The 17,139-nt window shown below is 69.2% G+C and carries 14 protein-coding genes and 4 tRNA genes; 5 read left to right on the top strand and 13 right to left on the bottom strand.

Annotation, left to right across the window (positions count from 1 at the left end):
* The 3 genes from Q664_RS27105 to Q664_RS27115 all read right to left on the bottom strand — a co-directional run.
* A partial coding sequence (locus tag Q664_RS27105; protein WP_425117449.1) for a hypothetical protein occupies positions 1 to 267 on the bottom strand: 267 nt, incomplete at its 3' end.
* Positions 234 to 803 (bottom strand): type IV pilus modification PilV family protein, encoded by a 570-nt coding sequence (locus tag Q664_RS27110; RefSeq protein WP_075207521.1) that lies wholly within the window; start codon positions 801 to 803, stop codon positions 234 to 236. The genes Q664_RS27105 and Q664_RS27110, both read right to left, overlap by 34 nt.
* Positions 804 to 810: 7 nt before the next feature.
* The gene (locus tag Q664_RS27115) at positions 811 to 4,584 is read right to left on the bottom strand and encodes a pilus assembly protein (RefSeq protein ID WP_043401983.1); all 3,774 of its coding nucleotides are present in this window, start codon (positions 4,582 to 4,584) and stop codon (positions 811 to 813) included.
* A gap of 208 nt (positions 4,585 to 4,792) precedes the next feature.
* On the opposite strand from Q664_RS27115, the gene Q664_RS27120 reads away from it, so the two are divergent.
* Positions 4,793 to 6,229 carry a DUF92 domain-containing protein gene (locus tag Q664_RS27120; protein WP_235216892.1) on the top strand — a complete coding sequence of 479 codons (1,437 nt, stop codon included), beginning with the start codon at positions 4,793 to 4,795 and terminating at the stop codon, positions 6,227 to 6,229.
* A 14-nt stretch (positions 6,230 to 6,243) separates the two neighbouring features.
* Here the strand turns inward: Q664_RS27120 and Q664_RS58065 are convergent.
* The 6 genes from Q664_RS58065 to Q664_RS27140 all read right to left on the bottom strand — a co-directional run bounded on the left by Q664_RS58065 (position 6,244) and on the right by Q664_RS27140 (position 8,386).
* A tRNA-OTHER gene (locus Q664_RS58065) sits at positions 6,244 to 6,312 on the bottom strand.
* Positions 6,313 to 6,332: 20 nt separating this feature from the next.
* Positions 6,333 to 6,403: transfer RNA gene (locus Q664_RS58070), tRNA-Ala, on the bottom strand.
* Positions 6,404 to 6,407: 4 nt separating this feature from the next.
* Positions 6,408 to 6,478, bottom strand: a tRNA-Val gene (locus tag Q664_RS27125).
* A 17-nt stretch (positions 6,479 to 6,495) separates the two neighbouring features.
* Positions 6,496 to 6,566: transfer RNA gene (locus Q664_RS27130), tRNA-Ile, on the bottom strand.
* Positions 6,567 to 6,642: 76 nt separating this feature from the next.
* Positions 6,643 to 7,620 carry a stage II sporulation protein M gene (locus Q664_RS27135; RefSeq protein ID WP_043401986.1) on the bottom strand — a complete coding sequence of 326 codons (978 nt, stop codon included), beginning with the start codon at positions 7,618 to 7,620 and terminating at the stop codon, positions 6,643 to 6,645.
* Between the two features lies 1 nt (position 7,621).
* Positions 7,622 to 8,386, bottom strand: coding sequence for an RDD family protein (locus Q664_RS27140; RefSeq protein ID WP_043401989.1), 765 nt, complete (start codon positions 8,384 to 8,386; stop codon positions 7,622 to 7,624).
* Between the two features lie 146 nt (positions 8,387 to 8,532).
* On the opposite strand from Q664_RS27140, the gene Q664_RS27145 reads away from it, so the two are divergent.
* Positions 8,533 to 9,024 (top strand): DUF2267 domain-containing protein, encoded by a 492-nt coding sequence (locus Q664_RS27145; RefSeq protein ID WP_043401992.1) that lies wholly within the window; start codon positions 8,533 to 8,535, stop codon positions 9,022 to 9,024.
* A 70-nt stretch (positions 9,025 to 9,094) separates the two neighbouring features.
* On the opposite strand, the gene Q664_RS27150 is transcribed toward Q664_RS27145, so the two are convergent.
* Positions 9,095 to 9,604, bottom strand: a complete 510-nt coding sequence (locus tag Q664_RS27150; RefSeq protein WP_043401995.1) for an Hsp20/alpha crystallin family protein — start codon at positions 9,602 to 9,604, stop codon at positions 9,095 to 9,097.
* Between the two features lie 441 nt (positions 9,605 to 10,045).
* Here Q664_RS27150 and Q664_RS27155 point away from each other — a divergent pair, with 441 nt between their 5' ends.
* The gene (locus Q664_RS27155; RefSeq protein WP_043401998.1) at positions 10,046 to 10,735 is read left to right on the top strand and encodes a helix-turn-helix transcriptional regulator; all 690 of its coding nucleotides are present in this window, start codon (positions 10,046 to 10,048) and stop codon (positions 10,733 to 10,735) included.
* 134 nt (positions 10,736 to 10,869) lie between these two features.
* Positions 10,870 to 11,655: a WecB/TagA/CpsF family glycosyltransferase gene (locus tag Q664_RS27160; protein ID WP_084610398.1), complete on the top strand. Its 786-nt coding sequence runs from the start codon at positions 10,870 to 10,872 to the stop codon at positions 11,653 to 11,655.
* Between the two features lies 1 nt (position 11,656).
* Here Q664_RS27160 and Q664_RS27165 read toward each other — a convergent pair whose 3' ends face one another.
* Positions 11,657 to 14,884: a type 2 lanthipeptide synthetase LanM family protein gene (locus Q664_RS27165; RefSeq protein WP_043402002.1), complete on the bottom strand. Its 3,228-nt coding sequence runs from the start codon at positions 14,882 to 14,884 to the stop codon at positions 11,657 to 11,659.
* A gap of 29 nt (positions 14,885 to 14,913) precedes the next feature.
* Positions 14,914 to 15,150, bottom strand: coding sequence for a mersacidin/lichenicidin family type 2 lantibiotic (locus Q664_RS52690; protein WP_043402004.1), 237 nt, complete (start codon positions 15,148 to 15,150; stop codon positions 14,914 to 14,916).
* A gap of 152 nt (positions 15,151 to 15,302) precedes the next feature.
* Between Q664_RS52690 and Q664_RS52695 the strand changes: the two genes are divergently transcribed.
* The gene (locus tag Q664_RS52695; protein ID WP_160174510.1) at positions 15,303 to 16,211 is read left to right on the top strand and encodes a flavodoxin domain-containing protein; all 909 of its coding nucleotides are present in this window, start codon (positions 15,303 to 15,305) and stop codon (positions 16,209 to 16,211) included.
* 36 nt (positions 16,212 to 16,247) lie between these two features.
* On the opposite strand, the gene Q664_RS27180 is transcribed toward Q664_RS52695, so the two are convergent.
* Positions 16,248 to 17,120 carry a class I SAM-dependent methyltransferase gene (locus tag Q664_RS27180; protein WP_052518723.1) on the bottom strand — a complete coding sequence of 291 codons (873 nt, stop codon included), beginning with the start codon at positions 17,118 to 17,120 and terminating at the stop codon, positions 16,248 to 16,250.
* Positions 17,121 to 17,139: the final 19 nt, after the last annotated feature.

Genomic DNA, 17,139 nt, shown 5'->3' on the forward strand with positions numbered 1-17,139 from the left:
GACGCTGTAGACGGGACCGCCGGCTCCCGCGGCGGCAATGGCCCGGGACACCTGGCGCAGGGCCGTGCGGGCCTCCTCGTTGGCATCCGACAGCAGCTGCTGGTTGCGCCGCATGCGTCCGGCCGCCAGCAACACCGCCACGGCGGCGCCCAGCATCACGATGCCGAGCGCCGCGCTGAGCAACAGCTCCACCAGGGTGAGTCCCCGCGCGGAGCGCCGCCTCCGGGCGAGCCTCAGCGGGTCAGGAGTGCGCTGGTGACGACGCATTGGGTATCGCCCTCTCTGAGGTTCTCGCACGTGCCGTCCGTGGCGTGGCTGACCGCCACGAAGACCCGCCAGAGGTCTCCCTGGGCGGTCCCGTCGACGACCCGCTCGAAGCGCACGTGGCGGCGGTACTGGCAGGTGGGGTGGAAGCCTTCCTCCGGCATTCCGGTCTTCCTGCACGGACGGCCGTAGATGTCCACCCAGCCCACCAACTCCGGTTTGGTGCCGTTGCACAGCTCCGCGATGGTGGCGGGGAGCAGGGTGCCGAACGCCTCCTGGCAATCCAGGAGCGTTCCATCGTGGACGAAGGTGGCGCCGTTGGCCTCCGGGCGCAGCTTCGGCTTGAGGTCACCGAGCACCAGCGCGTCCACCCGTTGCTGTGCCAGACGCATGGCCATGTGGTGGCGGTAGGAGCGGCTGGAGGCGCGGGCGGCGAGGGTGTTGGCCGATACGAGCGCCAACATCGCCACCGCCACCAGCGTCATGCCGACCATCACCTCGACCAGCGTCATCCCTCGAGGGTGTCTCTGCGCACGCATGCTTCACCTACTCCGCGAGTGCACGGCCCAGGTCCAGCCAGGAGCCGATCCGCGCCGGCGTCCGCTTCCCGGGGAGGCCCGAGCCCGGCACGCTGCCGGCGGGCTTCTGCTCCCCGGTGCTCTCCAGGCCCACCATGCTCTGGGTGATGATGGTGCCGTCTGGCAGCACCAGACTGCCGGCCGCCGCCTTGCCGCTGGCGCTCTTGTAGCCCTCGTCCGTTTTCGACTTGCGCAGGTCGCGCACGCGGGTGTGGCCCGCCATGTCCGACTTGAAGGGGTTGTTCTCGGTGGTGCCAAAGGCCGTGGTGAGCACGATCTGGCTGTCGACGATCTTCGGCGAGCCAACGGCGCGCTCCTTCTCGTCCAGCTCGAAGTAGAAGGCCGCCGCCTGCTTCGCGTTGCCCCACCGGGTCATGTCGGACGCCGTCGTGGGAGAGACGGAGCTCACCTTGTCGTAGGTGAGCTGGTTGCGGATCTTCACGTCCTCCGGGCTGGAGGCCACCACGTACACGCGGCCCTTGATGTTGGGGTTCGTCGTGAGCACCCAGTCCGGGCCCGCCGTGCCGAACACGAGCGCCAGCTTGCCCGCGGCCGCCTGGCCCACGCTCATCTTCGAGAAGAGGCTGTCGGCGGCCATCTCATAGGGCAGCCGCATGATGGCGGGCACCGTGCTGATGGGGTGCTGGGGATTGTCCGTGGAGAACAGGGGGTAGCTGCCGCCGCTCCCAGTGGTGAAGGCATTGAGGTTGGCGCCGGTGCGGATGTCCAGCTCCCAGAGCCGGCCCTCCATGTCTCCCACGTATACGCGATCCATGGAGCCGTCGTTGTCCATGTCCAGCGTGGAGGTGCCACCCGGCACGGAGTTGGACGTGCTGGCGCCGTAGGGCCGCTCCCACTGCCAGAGCTTGCGGCCCGTGCCCGAGTCCAGGGCGAACACATGCAGCTGCTGCGCCCCCGTCGTCGCGCCGTTGGTGGCGACGATGAGCTGGAAGGTGGGCACGTTGCCCCGGCGCACCGGCACCAGGTTCATCGCCAGCGAGTCTCCGAAGTCCCTGTAGTTGTAGGGACCCGAGATCCGCGCGCCATCCAGCTCGGTGTAGTTGGGAACGGGTCCCCCCTGGCGGTCCGACCACCGGAAGGCCGTGTTCTTGTCGGCCTCGGGATCATCGAAGTTGTCCTGGTCCGCCGTCACATCCCACAGCACGGTGGGGAAGCGGGGATCCGTCACGTCCAGCGCGAACATCTCCCCACCCAGGCGGCCCGAGCCGGAGACGAGCACCGTGCGCCAACGGAAGATGCCCGTGTTGCGCTCGTCCGGATCCAGCACGCCGTTGCGGTTGACGTCCTCGTAGTCCACGTACACGTCGGAGACCACCGGCGAGATGTCCACCCGCGCGTCGTTGGTCCGCAGGCGCGACAGCTGGCCCTTGGGGATGAAGGACCACAGCTCGGTACCCGCGGCGGGCGCCGTCCGGCCGGGGATGGGGCCGCGCAGGTAGATGGCGTGCAGCTGACCATCCAACCCGCCGATGTAGGCCATGTCCGGGCGCTGGATCTGGATGTAGTCGCTGCGGCCCACCACCGCCGCGCTCGCGTGGTCCAGACCGCCGAGCGTCGAGCGGACCTCGCCGAACTGGCGGTTGTCGCACTTCGCCTCGGTGGGCTCCAGGTCGTCGTACGGGGTGCTGTCCGTCCGATCATGCGCCACGCAGAAGCCCCGCACCCGCTGCAGGAAGTGCTGGCTGGTGTGGATGTGCTCGTTGAGCAGCGCCGCCAGCGCCGTGTCCACGATGCCATCCCCGTCCGGATCCAACACGCTCGCGCCCGCGGCGTTGCGGTCCAGCCCGATGGCCTCCTGGAGATCGCACACGTTGCGCAGCTTCCCGGTCTCGGGCTCATCCTGGCAGCCCGCCCGGAGCTCGCTCAGCTTGAAGTCCACCTTCTTGAGCCCTTCCTGGTTCGTTCCCAGGACGGTGAAGATCTCGCGCTCGCCCGGCTTGGGCATGCGCGCGGCGGCCTCCCACTCGGCGTCGGCGGCGAAGCTCTGCTTGCCCTCGATGTCGGTGGACAGGATGGAGCGGAAGCGGCCCTCGACATAGGGGAAGATCCAGTCCGCGCCCTTGGCGCCCATCTGGAAGTTGATGCGCTCGGGGAAGTGGGCCGGGGGAGGGGTATCCAGGAAGGTGCCCGACAGCACGCGCACCTTGTCCACCGTGCCATCCTCCTTGTAGGTGATGTCCGCCACGGGCTCGGCGCGGCTGGTCTCCAGCGAGCTGGGCTTGTAGGCGAGGTTGAGCAGCGTGTTGAGCACCACGCGGTTGCCGGCCGTCGAGCCCGCGAAGCTGTGTCCGGCCAGGTAGAGGATGTTGCCCTTCTGGCGGTTGTTGTCCTTCGGGCGGGAGATGTACAGGTCCCACCCGTTCTTGGCGGCATTGCTGGTGGACTTCGTGGTGATCATCCGCAGGGTGCCGTCGCCGTACTCCTTGCCCGCGCGCACCCGGAAGCCCTCGACGAGGCCCGAGGTGATGACGAACGGGTAGTCACCCTTCTGGCTGAAGAGGTCCCCGTAGTTGCGGAAGATGTAGCAGTCCCCGCTGGCGCCCGGATCCGAGCAGTCCTGCCCGTTGGTCGCGAAGCCACCGCCGCCGGTGAGCTCACCGGTGCCCATGGTCTGCAGGCCATCGCCCACCGCCTGCTCGGGGGTGCGCTTGGACATGAACTGCGTGGGCTCGTTGTCGTCGTAGTGGGTGCGCCGCCTGTCGTCGGGGCGGTAGCTGTCCTCGTACGTCTGGATGGACGCGCACTCGTTGAAGATGCTGTTCCCGAGGTCGGCGAAGTGGGCGATGTTGTCCAGGGCCTGCTTGAGCTTCGCCTGCTCCCGCGTGTTTCCCTCCCAGTGCGGCGCCCACATGACCTTGTAGTAGGTCTTGTTCGGCATGGTCGGATCCGGCGCGTAGTTGAGCTTGCCCCGGGGGTGCGTGCCGTCGTCGATGAGATCCCGCTCCTGGTGGAGTACGTCGAAGATCTTCCCGTGGCTCTCGAAGGTGCCCTCGGCGCCCTCGAAGTTCAGGCCGGCGTTGAAGAGGTACTGGCGCAGGATGCCCACCGAGCCGCCGCTGCCCTCGACGAGCGCGATGGGCGGGGGGACCTCGTTCATGATGCGGGCGATGGGCGCCACGAAGGCATTGTTGGCCTTGTGCACCCGGACGTAGAAGCCCGTGCCCGGGCCGCAGTTGGGGTCGGGGGTTCCTTCCGGGCCCTTGAACTTCGCGAAGTCCGGATCCTCCTTCAGCAGCCTGACGGCCTTGGCCGCCTCGGACGCCTCGATGATGAAGGGCCCGCCCATGTAGCGCATCCGCTTCACGGTGCCCTTCACCCGGAACGTGTTCTCGCCCATGCCGTTCGGGGCGCCGCGGGTGTCGAACGTGTCGAACTCATTGATGAACTCGCCGGTCGAGTTGTTCAGCAGCGACACGGGCCAGCCACTCTCCTTGGCCACCTCCATGTCGCAACCGTCGATGTGGACCGCCGTGTCCACCGAGTTCTTGCACCGGTGGTGGCTCGTCTTCGTGGGCTGCACCGCCCAGTAGACCGTCACTCCCTTCTGCAGGAACCGGTAGATGAGCCCATACGCGGCCACCGAGCCGCATTGGGTCTGATATGCCCGTTGCATCGGAATGATGAGCGAGCCCTGTTCGAAGCGGACATCCGTTGCGCCTGCAACGAATGGCAACGTCATGAGGCACAGGACGACGAGGGGGCGAATGCGCAAAGCTTTCATCCGTGTCTGTCCTCCAGAAGGGGGCCGACGAGGGGACGCCGGTCGACGTTCAGGGGTAGGCGCAGATCCCACGGGGGTGGCTCTGCGCTTATCTGCGGCAGGGTAGCATACTGGAAGAAAAACTGACAAAAGACTACAAGTAAGAGATGCGGGAGACTCGCCCCCCTACGGGATTTCCTGTATTTTTCTTGGGCTCCAAGAAATGGTGATGAGTCAGGACATCCAGGCGCTTTTCTGGTCCTACGGATATGTCGGGGTTTGTGTCGCAGCGGGGGAGCTGGCCCTGCGGCTGGGCCTGTCGAGAGAGCTCGCGCGGAAGATCATCCACGTGGGTGTGGGCTTCTGGATCTTCGGGACGCTGGGGCTCTTCGAGAGCCGGGAGTTCGCGGTGGTGCCGTCGGCCACGGCGGCGGTGGCGAATTTGTACATCCACCGCAAGCGGCTGCTGAAGTCGGTGGAGGCCGAGCCCGACAACCTGGGCACGTTCTGGTTTCCGGTGGCCTACTCGGTGCTGGTGTGGCTGGCGTGGGACAGGCCGGCGGTGGCGGCGGGAGGAGTCATGGCCATGGCGGTGGGAGATGCCGTGGCCTCGCTGGTGGGCCGGCGTTTCGGGCGCCACCGGTACGAGACCTTTCACGGGGAGCACAAGAGCCTGGAGGGCTCGCTGGCCCTGTGCGCGAGCACCTTCGTGGCCGTGCTGGCCGTGCTGACGTGGATGCCGGGGGTGGCGCCGGACATGCCGCGGGTGCCGCTGGCCCTGCTGTGCGCCGTGGTGGCCACCTGTGCCGAGGCGCTCGGCACGAAGGGACGGGACAACCTCTGGGTGCCGCTGTCCGCGGGGGCCGTCCTCTACCTGGTGCCGTCCACGCATGCGTGGGGACTGGGAGTGGGAGCCTGCATCGCCCTGGCCATCGGCGTGCTGTCGTGGGCCCGGGGCTCGCTGAGCCCGAGTGGTGTGCTGGGGGCTCTCCTCGTCGGCACGCCCGTCTTCGGGCTGGCGGGGGCGGTGGGGGCCGCGGCGCTGCTCGGCTTCTTCATCTCCTCGAGCCTGCTCTCCAAGGCGTTCCGGGCCCGGAAGGCCGGCGTGGAGGAGGAGTACGCCAAGACGGGGACGAGGGATCTGGGACAGGCGCTGGCCAACGGAGGCGTGGCCGCGGTGGCGGCGGTGCTGCTGGGCGTCACCGGAGACGCGCGCTACTCGCTGGCCATGTTGGGGGCCCTGGTCGCGGCCAACGCGGACACGTGGGCCACGGAACTGGGGGTGCTCTCGCGCTCGCCGCCGAGGCTCGTCACCACGTTGCGGCAGGTTCCGCCCGGTACGTCCGGCGCCGTGTCGGGAGCCGGGCTGCTGGCCTCCACCGCGGGCGCCGCGTTCGTGGGAGGCGTGGCCGTGCTCGCGGGAGCACCGGTGGCGCTCGTTCCGTGGCTCGTGCTGGCGGGAGTGGCGGGCTCGCTGGTGGACAGCCTGCTGGGCGCCACGGTGCAGGACGTGCGCTGGTGCGACGCCTGTGGGCGGGAGACCGAGCGCAGGGTGCACCGGTGCGGACGCCCCGCGCGGCCCCTGCGTGGCTTTTCCTGGCTGGGCAATGACACCGTCAACGTGGTGGCCACGGCCGCGGGCGCCCTGGTGGCGTTCTGGGCATAGCGCGTGAGGGGAATTGGACCGACCGGGAGTCGAACCCGGCACATCAGGCGTGCAAAGCCCGATTCCGCCCCGGCGGCCAGCCCGAAAGAATGGGGAAGGAGAGTGGAGTCACCGGGAGTCGCACCCGGATCTCCGCCTTGCGATGGCGGCATCTTCCTGTTGGACGATGACCCCAGATTACGCGAGCAGGGAGTCGCACCCTGATCTCCGGTGTGTCGAACCGGTGCTCTGCTGTTGAGCTACACGCGTGTCTGTCCATGGAACATTAGGGACGAGCAGACTCGAACTGCTGTCTCCCGCTTATCAGGCAGGTGCTCTACCTTTGAGCTACGCCCCTTCGACAGTTGCTTCAACCGTCATGCGAAATCAGACGCGGGAGGCCGCGCGTTCCTGACAGGTCCGCCGCGCCGTGCTCATCCAACGGGCGTAGGCCCTGGTGCGTCCCTGCCGGCGCGCAGCAGGTAGAGCCAGAAGAAGCCCCCCAGCGCGAGTCCCAGCGTGGCCTTCACCCACGAGGAGAAGAAGTCGCCGGGGGACACGAAGCCCTCCACCACGGCGATGAGGGCGAGGAAGGGCGCGCAGCCGAGCACCAGCTTCACGGCCTCGCGCCCCCGCAGCGCGAGCGCCTGTCCCCGGGGCAGCTCGCCCGGGTCGACGAGGGCCTGGCCCACCATGAGCCCCGCGCCTCCGGCGATGACGATGATGGACAGCTCCACCGGCCCGTGGGCGGCGATGAAGTCGAACAGCTTCGCGCCCATGCCCTCGTGCACGCACAGGGCTGCCACCGAGCCCAGGTGCACGCCGTTGTTGATGAGCACGAACACCGTCCCCAGCCCCAGCAGGATGCCGGAGGCGAAGGTGACGATGGTCACCGTGAGGTTGTTGGTGGCGATGCCCGAGGCCACCGCGTTGGGCGGCGACACCGTGAGGATGCCATCCGTCCACATCTCCTTGCGCGCGATGAAGTCGCGCAGGTGCTCGGGGACGAGCAGCTCCGCGCCGCGCGGCTCCAGCAACACCACCACCGCGCCCAGGAGGATTCCCAACAGGAAGAGGCCCGCGCTGGCGGCCACGAAGGCCCCGTTGGCGCGCAGGGTGCGCGGGAAGTCCTGGCGGAAGAAGGCCAGGGTGGAGGCCAGCCGCTCGCGCGGCGGCTGGTAGATGGTGGCGTAGGCCTGGCCGCACAGCTGGTTGAGGAAGCGGTGCACGTCCGTGCCCGCGTAGAAGGTCTGGGCATGCGCCAGGTCCGCCGCCGCCCGGCGGTAGAGGACATCGAGCGTTCGCAGCTCTCCCAGCCGCAGGGTGCCCGCGCGCTGCCGGTCGAGCAGCTCCTTCAGGGCGTCCCAGTCGGGGCGGCGGCGGGTGACGAAGGCGGGCAGGGGAGCGGCCACGTCAGCGCTCCGCCTGGACGCGGGCCCTCAGGAAGGCCTCGGTGCTCTGGGCCGAGGCCAGCACGGTGGCGCGTCCGGCCTCGTCGAGCCCTCCGTAGCGCTCCACCAGCTTCGTCCCCAGTCGCGCCCGGGCCTGGGGTTCCAGCTCCGGCGCCCGGGTCAGGAAGGAGAGGATGAGCTCCACGTCCTCCGCGGTGAGCCGCTCGGAGTGGGTGGCGGTGGGCAGGGCCATGGCTCCCACGGTGGGCGCCGTGTACTTGTCCAGGTCGATTCGCTCCTCACGCACCAGCAACGTGCCGGCGAGCAGATCTCCCAGCCTCCGGTGCTGGCGCGTCAGCAGCACGCTGAGGACGCCCACGGCGTAGACGAGCGGCAGCGAGTCCACCACGCGCACCAGGTTGCGCACCGCGCTCTCCAGCACGCCCACGGGCGAGCCATCCACGCGCACCACCCGGATGCCCATGAGGCGCTTGCCCGGCGTCTGCCCGCCCATGAGCACCTCGGCCGCCGTCCAGTACACCCACTGCGTGGCGAACACCCCCACCACCAGCAGCGTCTGCGCCAGGCCGGACAGTCCCTGGAAGAAGCCCACCACGTCACTCACCAGCAGCGTGAAGGTGAAGTAGGCGACGACCCAGAAGACGAAGAGGATGAAGAGATCGACCAGGTAGGCGAGGCACCGGTAGCCGATGCCGGCCACGGGCAACGAGAGCGATACCCGCTCGGGCGTGGCGACGTCGAGGCTCGGGGAGGGGGCGGAGTTCATTCGTCCGGGAGATTACCCGGAACACGCCTGGAGGTCCCCCAGGGCAGGCACCAGGGCGGGCACCCCATTGTCCCGGCCTCGCTGCACGCCAGGCCCGGGCGTGGTCAAGGTCAGAAGGAACCCTTCAATGCCACGGGGAGGCGGACATGGCGGACACGGATCCCACGGGAACCAACATCAATCAGCCGTCGCAGCGCACGGAGGACCCGCAGGCCCGGCGCGAGCAACGCAGCGAAACCCGGCGCAACCAGACCTACAAGGCCTTCTTGCGCAACCTCATGGTCATCGGCTCGATGAACGAGGAGGAGGCGGAACGCGCCGCGGTGTCGGTGCTCTGCGTGCTGGAGCAGCGGCTCTTCGGAGAGGAGGCCGCGCACCTGGAGGCCCAGCTGCCCGGCAAGCTCCAGGATCTGCTCCTCCGCTGCGAGCGGCACGTGGGCAAGCCGGCCAGCAAGTTCGGCAGGGAGGGCTTCCTCCAGATGGTGTCGGAGGACCTGGAGGTGGACTCCCTCGAGGCCGAGCGGAAGATCCGCGCCGTCTTCACCGCGGTGAGGGAGCAGGTCTCCGAGGGGGAGATCGAGGACGTCATCGGCCAGCTGCCCCACGACCTGCGCGATTTGTGGCAGCGCGCCATCTGACGGGCCCGGGACCTGGAATGAAGAAGGGGCTGGAGGACTCCAGCCCCTCTCCCGTTGTTTCACGCCTGGCTCAGGCCTTCATCTTGCCCTGCTTGCCGGCGTCCGTGGTGCTCACCTGGATGCGCTTGGGCTGCAGCTCCGGCTGCTTGGGCAACCGCAGGTGGAGCACGCCGTCCTTCAGCTCCGCGTTGACGTTGTTGGCGTCCACGCCCTCGGGCAACGTGAACGAGCGGGTGAACGAGCCGTAGCTGCGCTCGTAGGCGTAGAAGCGGTCCGATTCCTCCTGCTGCTCCGTCTCCCGCTTGCCGCTGATGCTGAGCCGGTCCCCCGTCAGCGTGATGTCCAGGTCTCCCTCCTTCACCCCGGGCACGTCCGCCTTGAAGATGTAGGCGTCCTTCGTCTCCTTCACCTCGAAGGCCGGGATGAAGCTCGACGACGTGTCACCGCCGCCGACCATGCGTCCCACCTGCTCGAACGGATCGAACCCCATCAATTCCCTCATCCGCTCGAAGGGATCCAACCCCCGGGTCCACCGGCCAACCGGCGAGCCACTGCCTCGACGCACTGGAAGATCCGCCATGACATGTCCCTCCTTGTGCTCGGGTCGTACCCGCGCTGGAGTACGGCCCCTACACTCAGGGTAGAGCGGGGATGCCGACGCACAAGGCACACCCGGAGGCCGCTCCCTGTCCTCCAGACCATCCGCCCGCGGACCCTGGAATAGCCCACCACCTGACACCTCCTGGGCCTATGGGTGTAGCCGTGCACAGTCAGCGGCAAATTGGCGTGGATCGCGACTGGACGGATGCCATACCGATGGGCATTCGTGGGTAGCGCCGGTCACACAGTGGGTGAACTGGAGGGAGTGGTGGGTCGAATCTTTCCAGTAGACGTCGGAGGTGCGACTCAGGAGAGAGACAAGCGTCAACAGGTTGTGGATGGTGCTGACCGAGTGTTTCCAACACCGGGGGCAGTACGTCTCATAGGTAGTTGTACGCCATGACGGCTGGGGGGCCCTTGCATGGCAACGAATCAAGCGGAAGTGCGGGTTGGATTGTTGGAAGGACCGTGGGCGGTCTATCAGGGGCTGGCCGATGGGCTGAGGGGAGAAGGGCTTCAGGTCCTGTGGGTGACCCGGGACGTGAGGACGCTCCTCGATGGCATCGGCACGGATCCGCCGCAGGTGGCCATCCTGGACGTGGAGCCGGAAGGCGACGCGCACCTGGGCTGCCCGGCCACGGAAGGGCTGAACCTCCTGCGTGAGGCGCGCAAGCGCCGGCTGGAGGTGCGGATGCTCGTGCTGTCCTCGGCGCATGCACAGGATTTCATCTCCCAGTGCTTCGACGAGGGGGCCTCGGGCTATCTCTTCCGGCAGAGCCTGACGACGAACGCCGTGTGCACGGCCGTCAACGCCCTGGTGCGCGGGGAGAAGCTCTTCCCAGTGCAACTGTTGCGCAACGACTTCGAGCATCCACCAGTGGCCACGTCCACCGCGAGCGTGCTGCTCACTCTCACGCAACGTGAGCGCGAGGTGCTCCAGTACGTGGCCGGTGGCGCGGACAACCTGAAGATCGCCGCGCACCTGCAGATCGCCGAGCGTACAGTGAAGTCGCATGTGACACAGCTGTACCGGAAGCTGGGTGCGGAGAACCGGACCCAGCTGGCGTTGCGCGCCTGTCACCTGGGTGTCCGGCCTCCGCCGGATCTCTAGCGGCTCCAAGAATCCGGGGACGGATGTAACACCGTCGTCAGTCCCCGGTCATTCAATCGTCAGACCCCCCTGGCAGATCGTGGTGCGTGACACCACTGTCCCAGCCCATCGAGGGCGCCAGGAGGAGGAGGGTGATGAACGGGGTTGTCGGGCTGGAGACGCCAGGGAGTCTCGCGCTTCCAGCACCGAGGAAGGTCGAGCGGGAGGCCGGATGGGCCTTCCCGCGCATGCGCATCGGTCAGGTTTCGCTGGACATGGGGAGCCTCGACGAGGTGCTCGTGTGCATCGAGCGGCTCGTGGCCACCGGCCGGGGTGGCCGGGTCCTCACGCCAGGGGTGGAGCAGGTGGTCCGCGCCGAGCGGGAGGCACCACTGCGCGAGGCGCTCGCCACGGCGGAGCTGTCGCTCGCGGGCGGCACGGCCCTGGTGCGTGCGGCGCGGGTGCTCGGCTCGCCGCTGCCGGAATTGGGTGCGCGGTGGGTGCCGGCGCTGGCCGGGCTGGCCCGTGCGCGGGCGTGGCGGGTGCTCGTGGTGGCGGATCAGCCCGGGCTGGCCGAGTGGACCGCGTGCGCGCTGCGGGACCGGTACGAGTTGCTCGCCGTGGGCGTTGCCGCCACGGGTGTGCCCGAGGACGGGCAGGGGCCCGGGGTGGAGCGGCTGATCGATCGCGTGGCCCTGACGCGTCCGGACCTGGTGCTGGTGTCCATGGAGACGCCGAAGCAGGAGCTGTTCTGCCAGTACGCCGCGGAGTCGTTGCAGACGGCGGTGGTGGTGGGGACGGGCCGGGCGCTGGAGTCGTTGTTGGACAGGCCCTGGGTTCCCCGCCGCCGGCGGTCGCTGCTGGACTCGGTGATGGCCCCGGTGCGGTGGTTGCGCCGGAGCCTGGCCTTCCTGCGTGTGATCGCGGCCTCGCGGCGCTGACTCAGGGCATGGCCAGGGTGAGCACCGGGGGCACCCGCTCCGGTGCCGCCAGCCGCAACAGGCCGTAGCCGATACCGGCCAGTCCCATCAAGAGTCCCGGGGTCTCGGTACCCCGGGGCAGTCCGCAAAGCCAGCCGCGCGTCCGGGCCTGGTGGAGGCTGTGGGCCGCGCGCTCCCTCGCGGCGTGGCTCCATCGCTCATCCCCGAGCACCTCGCCCGCCAGGAGCAGCGACTCCACGTTGCCCAGGTCCCCATGGCAGAGACAGTGGCCGCCGCCGAAGCCCTCGCTCAGGGTGGTGGTGAGCGCCGTCTCGAGCTCCGCACGGACTTCCGGGCCATCCAGGTACCGCAGTGAGCACAGCCTTCCGAGCGCGATGCCCGGCGCGCCATGGCACCACGTCACCATGAAGCCGGAGCTGGCCTCTCCCGTGGACGTCTCGGGCTCGCGGAGATCCTTCCAGTTGCCGCGCTCCGGCACGAAGAGCGCGCGCTCGTGGATGAGCGCCTGGTGGGCGAGCTCCCGGTAGCGCGTGTCGCCCGTGGCGGCGGCCAGTGCCAGCAATGCGTACGCGATGCCCGCCGCGCCATGGGAGAAGCCCGACAGGGGCCGCCAGGCCGCCGGCCCCTTCCAGCCCACGCCCCCCTCCGGACACGGTTGGGCGGTGACGAGGAGCCGCTCCCCGCACCGTCTCGCCGCGTCCAGCAGCCGCGGGTCCCCGGTGCGGGCATGGAGTCCGAGCAGCACGAGCGCGCAGCCCGCGGAGCCACTGAGGAGATCCAGGCGGGTGTCGGCGTCGATGAGTGGCTCCAGGGTGGGGAGGCCGGCGATCACCTCGTCCAGCAGCGCCGGCTGGTTCCAGAGCGCGGACAGGTGGGCGAGCACGTACGCGGAGGACGTCCGGCCCACATAGGCGCCCACGCCCGCGTCGCTCGGGTCGGGGTTGCGCCAGGCGTCACGGACGGTCTCCAGGCCCGCGCGGGCGAGCTGCTCGAAGTCCGCGCGTCCCGTCTCCCGGGCGAGGTACGCGAGGAAGAGGGAGACGCCGCCGACGCCCTCGTACAGGTCCGTTCCCAGGGGCGAGAGGCTCCAGCGCCATTGGCCGAGGTCCTCCAGGCTCATGCCGATCCACGACACATCCGTCTTGCCCCGGATGGCCCTGGCCGCGAGCTGCTCTCCGATGGAGACAGCGGCGGCGAGGCAGTCCTCGCGCGAGGCGGGCGGAAGGGAAGGGGGCGGGGTGGTGCGCGCGGCGGGACGCGCGGTACTCCGGCCCTTGTCGAGCGACACCATGGACTTGCGGATGAGGGAGACCTGCCAGTCACAGTCCTTCTCGTCCATCCGCGCGAGCCGCTCGCGGACCTCGGACAGGCTGTCGCGCGCGAAGTAGTCGCGGATGCACTCGCCGGTGCTGTTCCACAGGTGGCGCTGGCCGGGGCGCGTGGTGAAGAGGGGAATGTCCCCGAGCCGCAGGTCCGCGTGCTCCGAGGGCACGAGCCGCCGCAGCGCGGGCACCAGGGAGGCCTCGGCCCAGAGGTTGTCGAGCACCTTGTCGCGCTCCAGGCCCTCGCGCAGGAAGTCGGGGTGGACGCTCTCCTGCAACAGCAGGGCGTAGCGCTGGGTGGCGCGCACGATGTGGCGGACCTCCACGTCGGCGAAGGACTGGAGGCGGGCGCCGAGCTCCTCGCGGTGCTGGCGCAGGAGCCGGTGTGTCTCCTCGAAGCCCTGGACGATGTCCTCGGTGAAGCCGGCGGGGTCCACGGGCTGGCCCTGGAGCAGGGGACGGTTGCTGGAGCCCGAGGTGCGGCCCTGGCGGCGCACCATGCGCATGGTGTCGCTGTGGGCGTCCTCCACCATGGGCACGGCGTGGGGCGAGCGCTGTCCGGCCTCGCCGCCCAGGCCGCTCATGTCCACCCCGGCGCGTCCCGCCCGGCCGAAGATGAGCATGGGCAGCATGCCCACGGAGATGATGGAGCGATCCAACTCGCCCCAGGCGCGCCGCATGGCCGAGTCCCCCGTCTCCAGGGCGAGCCGCTGATGGAAGAGCGCCTCCAGGTCCACGAGCACGGGGTACTCGCCCGCGGCGATGAGGTTCTCCAGGTGGAAGTCCACGGCCGCCAGCAGGTGGAGCAGGGCCAGGGAGCTGCCCTGCCGCCAGTAGAAGCGCTGGAGCGCCTCGCGTGAGTCACAGCCCTCCGCCTTCACGTGCTCGACCCAGCCATGGGTGCCCCGGTCCAGCACGGTGAGCACGCGGTGTGGATGGCGCGCGCCCCACGCGTTCAGGGTCTGGAGAAGCCGCTGGAAGCGGACGTCCACCGCGAGCGACTTCGGCTTGTAGACGAGCCGCAGGCCGGAGCTGAAGCGCAGCAGGACCACGCCGCGGCCCTCGCGATGCAGGTCCGAGACGCCCGACTGGAGGCCCACCAGGGTGCCGATGTCCTGGCCGCCGAGAAAGCTCTGACCGAGCTGCTCCCGCTCACTGGCGAGGCGCTCGAGGAGCTCCAGGCTCACGGTGAGCCACCGCTCGGCGCTGGTGGCGAGCAGGCGGGCGAGCACCGGGTACTCCTCCAACAGGGGGGCGAGCACCCTCGGTTCCTGGAGACGCACGGTGGAGAAGTGGTGGAAGCGCTCCTGGGGCGTGTCGCCGGGGAGCTCCTCCATGACCCGCGCCACGTTCAGCTCGAGGATGAGGGTGCGGGTGGACAGGGATTGGAGCCGGCGCGCCAGACCCTCGAGCAACGAGGCCTCGGCCTCGGGAGACAGCAGCGGAAGCCCCAGGCCGAAACGGGCCTGCAGCGCGGCGGTGACGGTGCGCAGCCTCGCGGCCGCGAGCCGGAGGAACGGTTGGACGAATCCGGAGAACGCCAGTCCTGGCTGCCCCGGACCGGAGGGAGGCTGGAGCGAGGGAGGCAGCGGCTCTCCGGCGTGCCGCTGCTCGAGGACCTCCTCGATGAGGGAGACCCAGGGGCCATTGTCCTCGGGCGCGTCCTCCTGGTTTCCCGACCGGACGAGGATCCGCAGGAAGGCCTCCCGATCGAGCCCGACGCTCTTCAACCGCTCGTCGAGCGTCGCATCGTCTCCCGCCATGAGCTGACGCCAGGCGCTCGCCCGGCGCTCGGCTTCCTGGAGTACCGGCTCACATTCCGGAGGGGGATCCTCGTGCTTCGCGGTGGCCCGCTCGTGAAGGAACGCGGCTTTCTTCCAGGGAAAGACAGGAGCAATGAATTGCATGGAGGGTCACCTGGGGTCCGGGGAAACGGTCAGGCCACCTCGAGGTCGCAGAACGGGACGATGCCGCACGTCGGCACTCCATCGGTACACCCCGTGGAGGGCTCCAGGGCGGCCTTTCCGCCGGTGACTCCGAGCAACTCGCTCTCGTCGAGCTCGGTCAACGCCCGGCCCGAGGGGGACTCGGGGAGGGAGGCGCGCTCCTCGGCGGAGAGGCTGGCGCGGAACGCGGGGTCCTTCCAGGCACGGACAATCGATTCCTTCTTCATTTCGTTCACTCCAGGGCTGGTACCAGGCGTCACACCCGGCACCCGGTTGGAGTGAAAGGCCGCGGGGATGTGACGAGGCCCCATGGTGCGTGGACCCGCTGGCGCGAGATGTGCACCTTCTTCATGGATGAAGGATGGAGAGGGAGGTCGCCATGCGTGTACTCGTCACCTGGGGCTCGAAACACGGCGGTACCGAGGGGATCGCCCGTATTCTCGGCGACGTGCTCGAACAGCGCGGATTCGATGTCGAGGTCTCCTCCGTGAACGAGGTCACGCGACTCGATACGTTCGACGCTGTCATCATCGGCGGAGCGCTCTACGCCAACCGTTGGCCCTCCAACGTGCCCCGCTTCATCGGGCGGCACCTCGCGCGGCTTCGCCAGGTGCCCGTCTGGTTCTTCTCCAGTGGGCCGCTCGACGACTCCGCTGAACGTCAGGACATCCCGGCCCCCCGGCAGGTGGGTGTCCTCGCCGAGCGGGTGGGGGCTCGAGGCCATATCACCTTCGGTGGCCGGCTCGAACGCGACGTCAAGGGATTCCCCGCCAGCGCCATGGCGAAGGAACACAGCGGTGACTGGCGAAACCCCGAACGCATCCGGGCCTGGGCGGACCGTCTTGCCACCGAGCTCCCCCACGCCACTCCCGGTACACCCATCGAGCATCGCGCGGCATCCCTCCCGCGCCTGCTCGCTCATGGTGTCCTGGGCTGGGCTCTGGGCGCCGTGATCCTGGCGGGCCTTTCTCCGCTCATTGGCATCACGGCCGCGCGGATCATCCACACCCTCGCCGTACCGTTCATCTTCAGCGCCGTCGGCTGGCATTACTTCCGCGACCGCGGCGCACGCGCTCCCCCGCAGACAGCCGTTGTCTGGACGGCCATCGTGGCCCTGCTCGACCTGGTCATCGTCGCCGGACTCGTGCAGCGCGATTTCGCGATGTTCTCGAGCATCCTGGGCGTGTGGCTGCCCCTCGTCCTCGTCTTCCTCACCACCTGGGCGGTTGGCGGGATGATGGAGATGATGCCGGAAACGGTACGCGCGGCGAAGCAGGTCAACGCCTGAGCCACCCCGTGGCGTGCTCGTGCGTCCCGGGTCGAGTCACCGCTCCGGTGCGAGCGGCGGTTCGGGTGGCCGCCTCCTCGCGACGACGAGCCACGTCACTCCGCCGAGCTGGATCTTCCCGTCCGTCCGGTGGTGCTCGCACTCGCGGATGACCTCCGCCTCCCAGGCCCGTTGCTCTTCCGGCGACAGCTCCTGCGCGAGCTTCGCCACGGGGCCGCCGAAGCCACCAATCCAGCGCACGACCCCCGCCCCATCCTCCGCCTCCATCACGGGGATGTGCATGGACTCGACGTGCTCCACCGTGAAGCCGCTGCGCGTCAACACCTCACGGAAGCGCTCGGGGTCGGCGAAGCGGAATACGCTCGGGGCATCGGGCTCCACGGGAGGAAGTGGGCGGAAGCGGGCCATGGTCCTGCGCGGCAGCCACGCGTACTCGACCTGCTCGGGACCTCCCCAGGTCGCGCACACCAGGAGCCCGGAGGGCCGGAGCGCTCGCCAGATCCGCTCGAGCGCACGCTCGGGCCGGGGCATGTACATCAACCCCCAGCGCACGGTCGCCGCATCGAAAGACTGTGCCGGTAACTCGAGCGTCTCCGCGTCTCCGGCACGGAACTCGATGTTGGAGAGGGCCAGGGCACGTGCCTGCTCGCGAGCGACCTCGAGCATGCCGTCGACCAGGTCCGTTCCCAGCACGAAGCCGGAGGGCCCCACCCGCTGCGCGGCCCGGAGCGAGGGCTCGCCCATTCCAGAGGCCACGTCGAGCACCCGCATGCCGGGCCCCAGGCGGGCGAGGTCGAGCATCCGCTCACTGACGGAAGCCGTGAGCCGGGACTCCATGTCGTGGTGCTGGCGGACGATGGCGACGCGCTCGGCCCAGGAGAGCTGCTGCTGGGGTGGGGGAGTGGTCATGGATGTGCTCGAGCGGTGG

The sequence above is a fragment of the Archangium violaceum Cb vi76 genome (genome assembly GCF_000733295.1).
Taxonomy (GTDB): domain Bacteria; phylum Myxococcota; class Myxococcia; order Myxococcales; family Myxococcaceae; genus Archangium; species Archangium violaceum.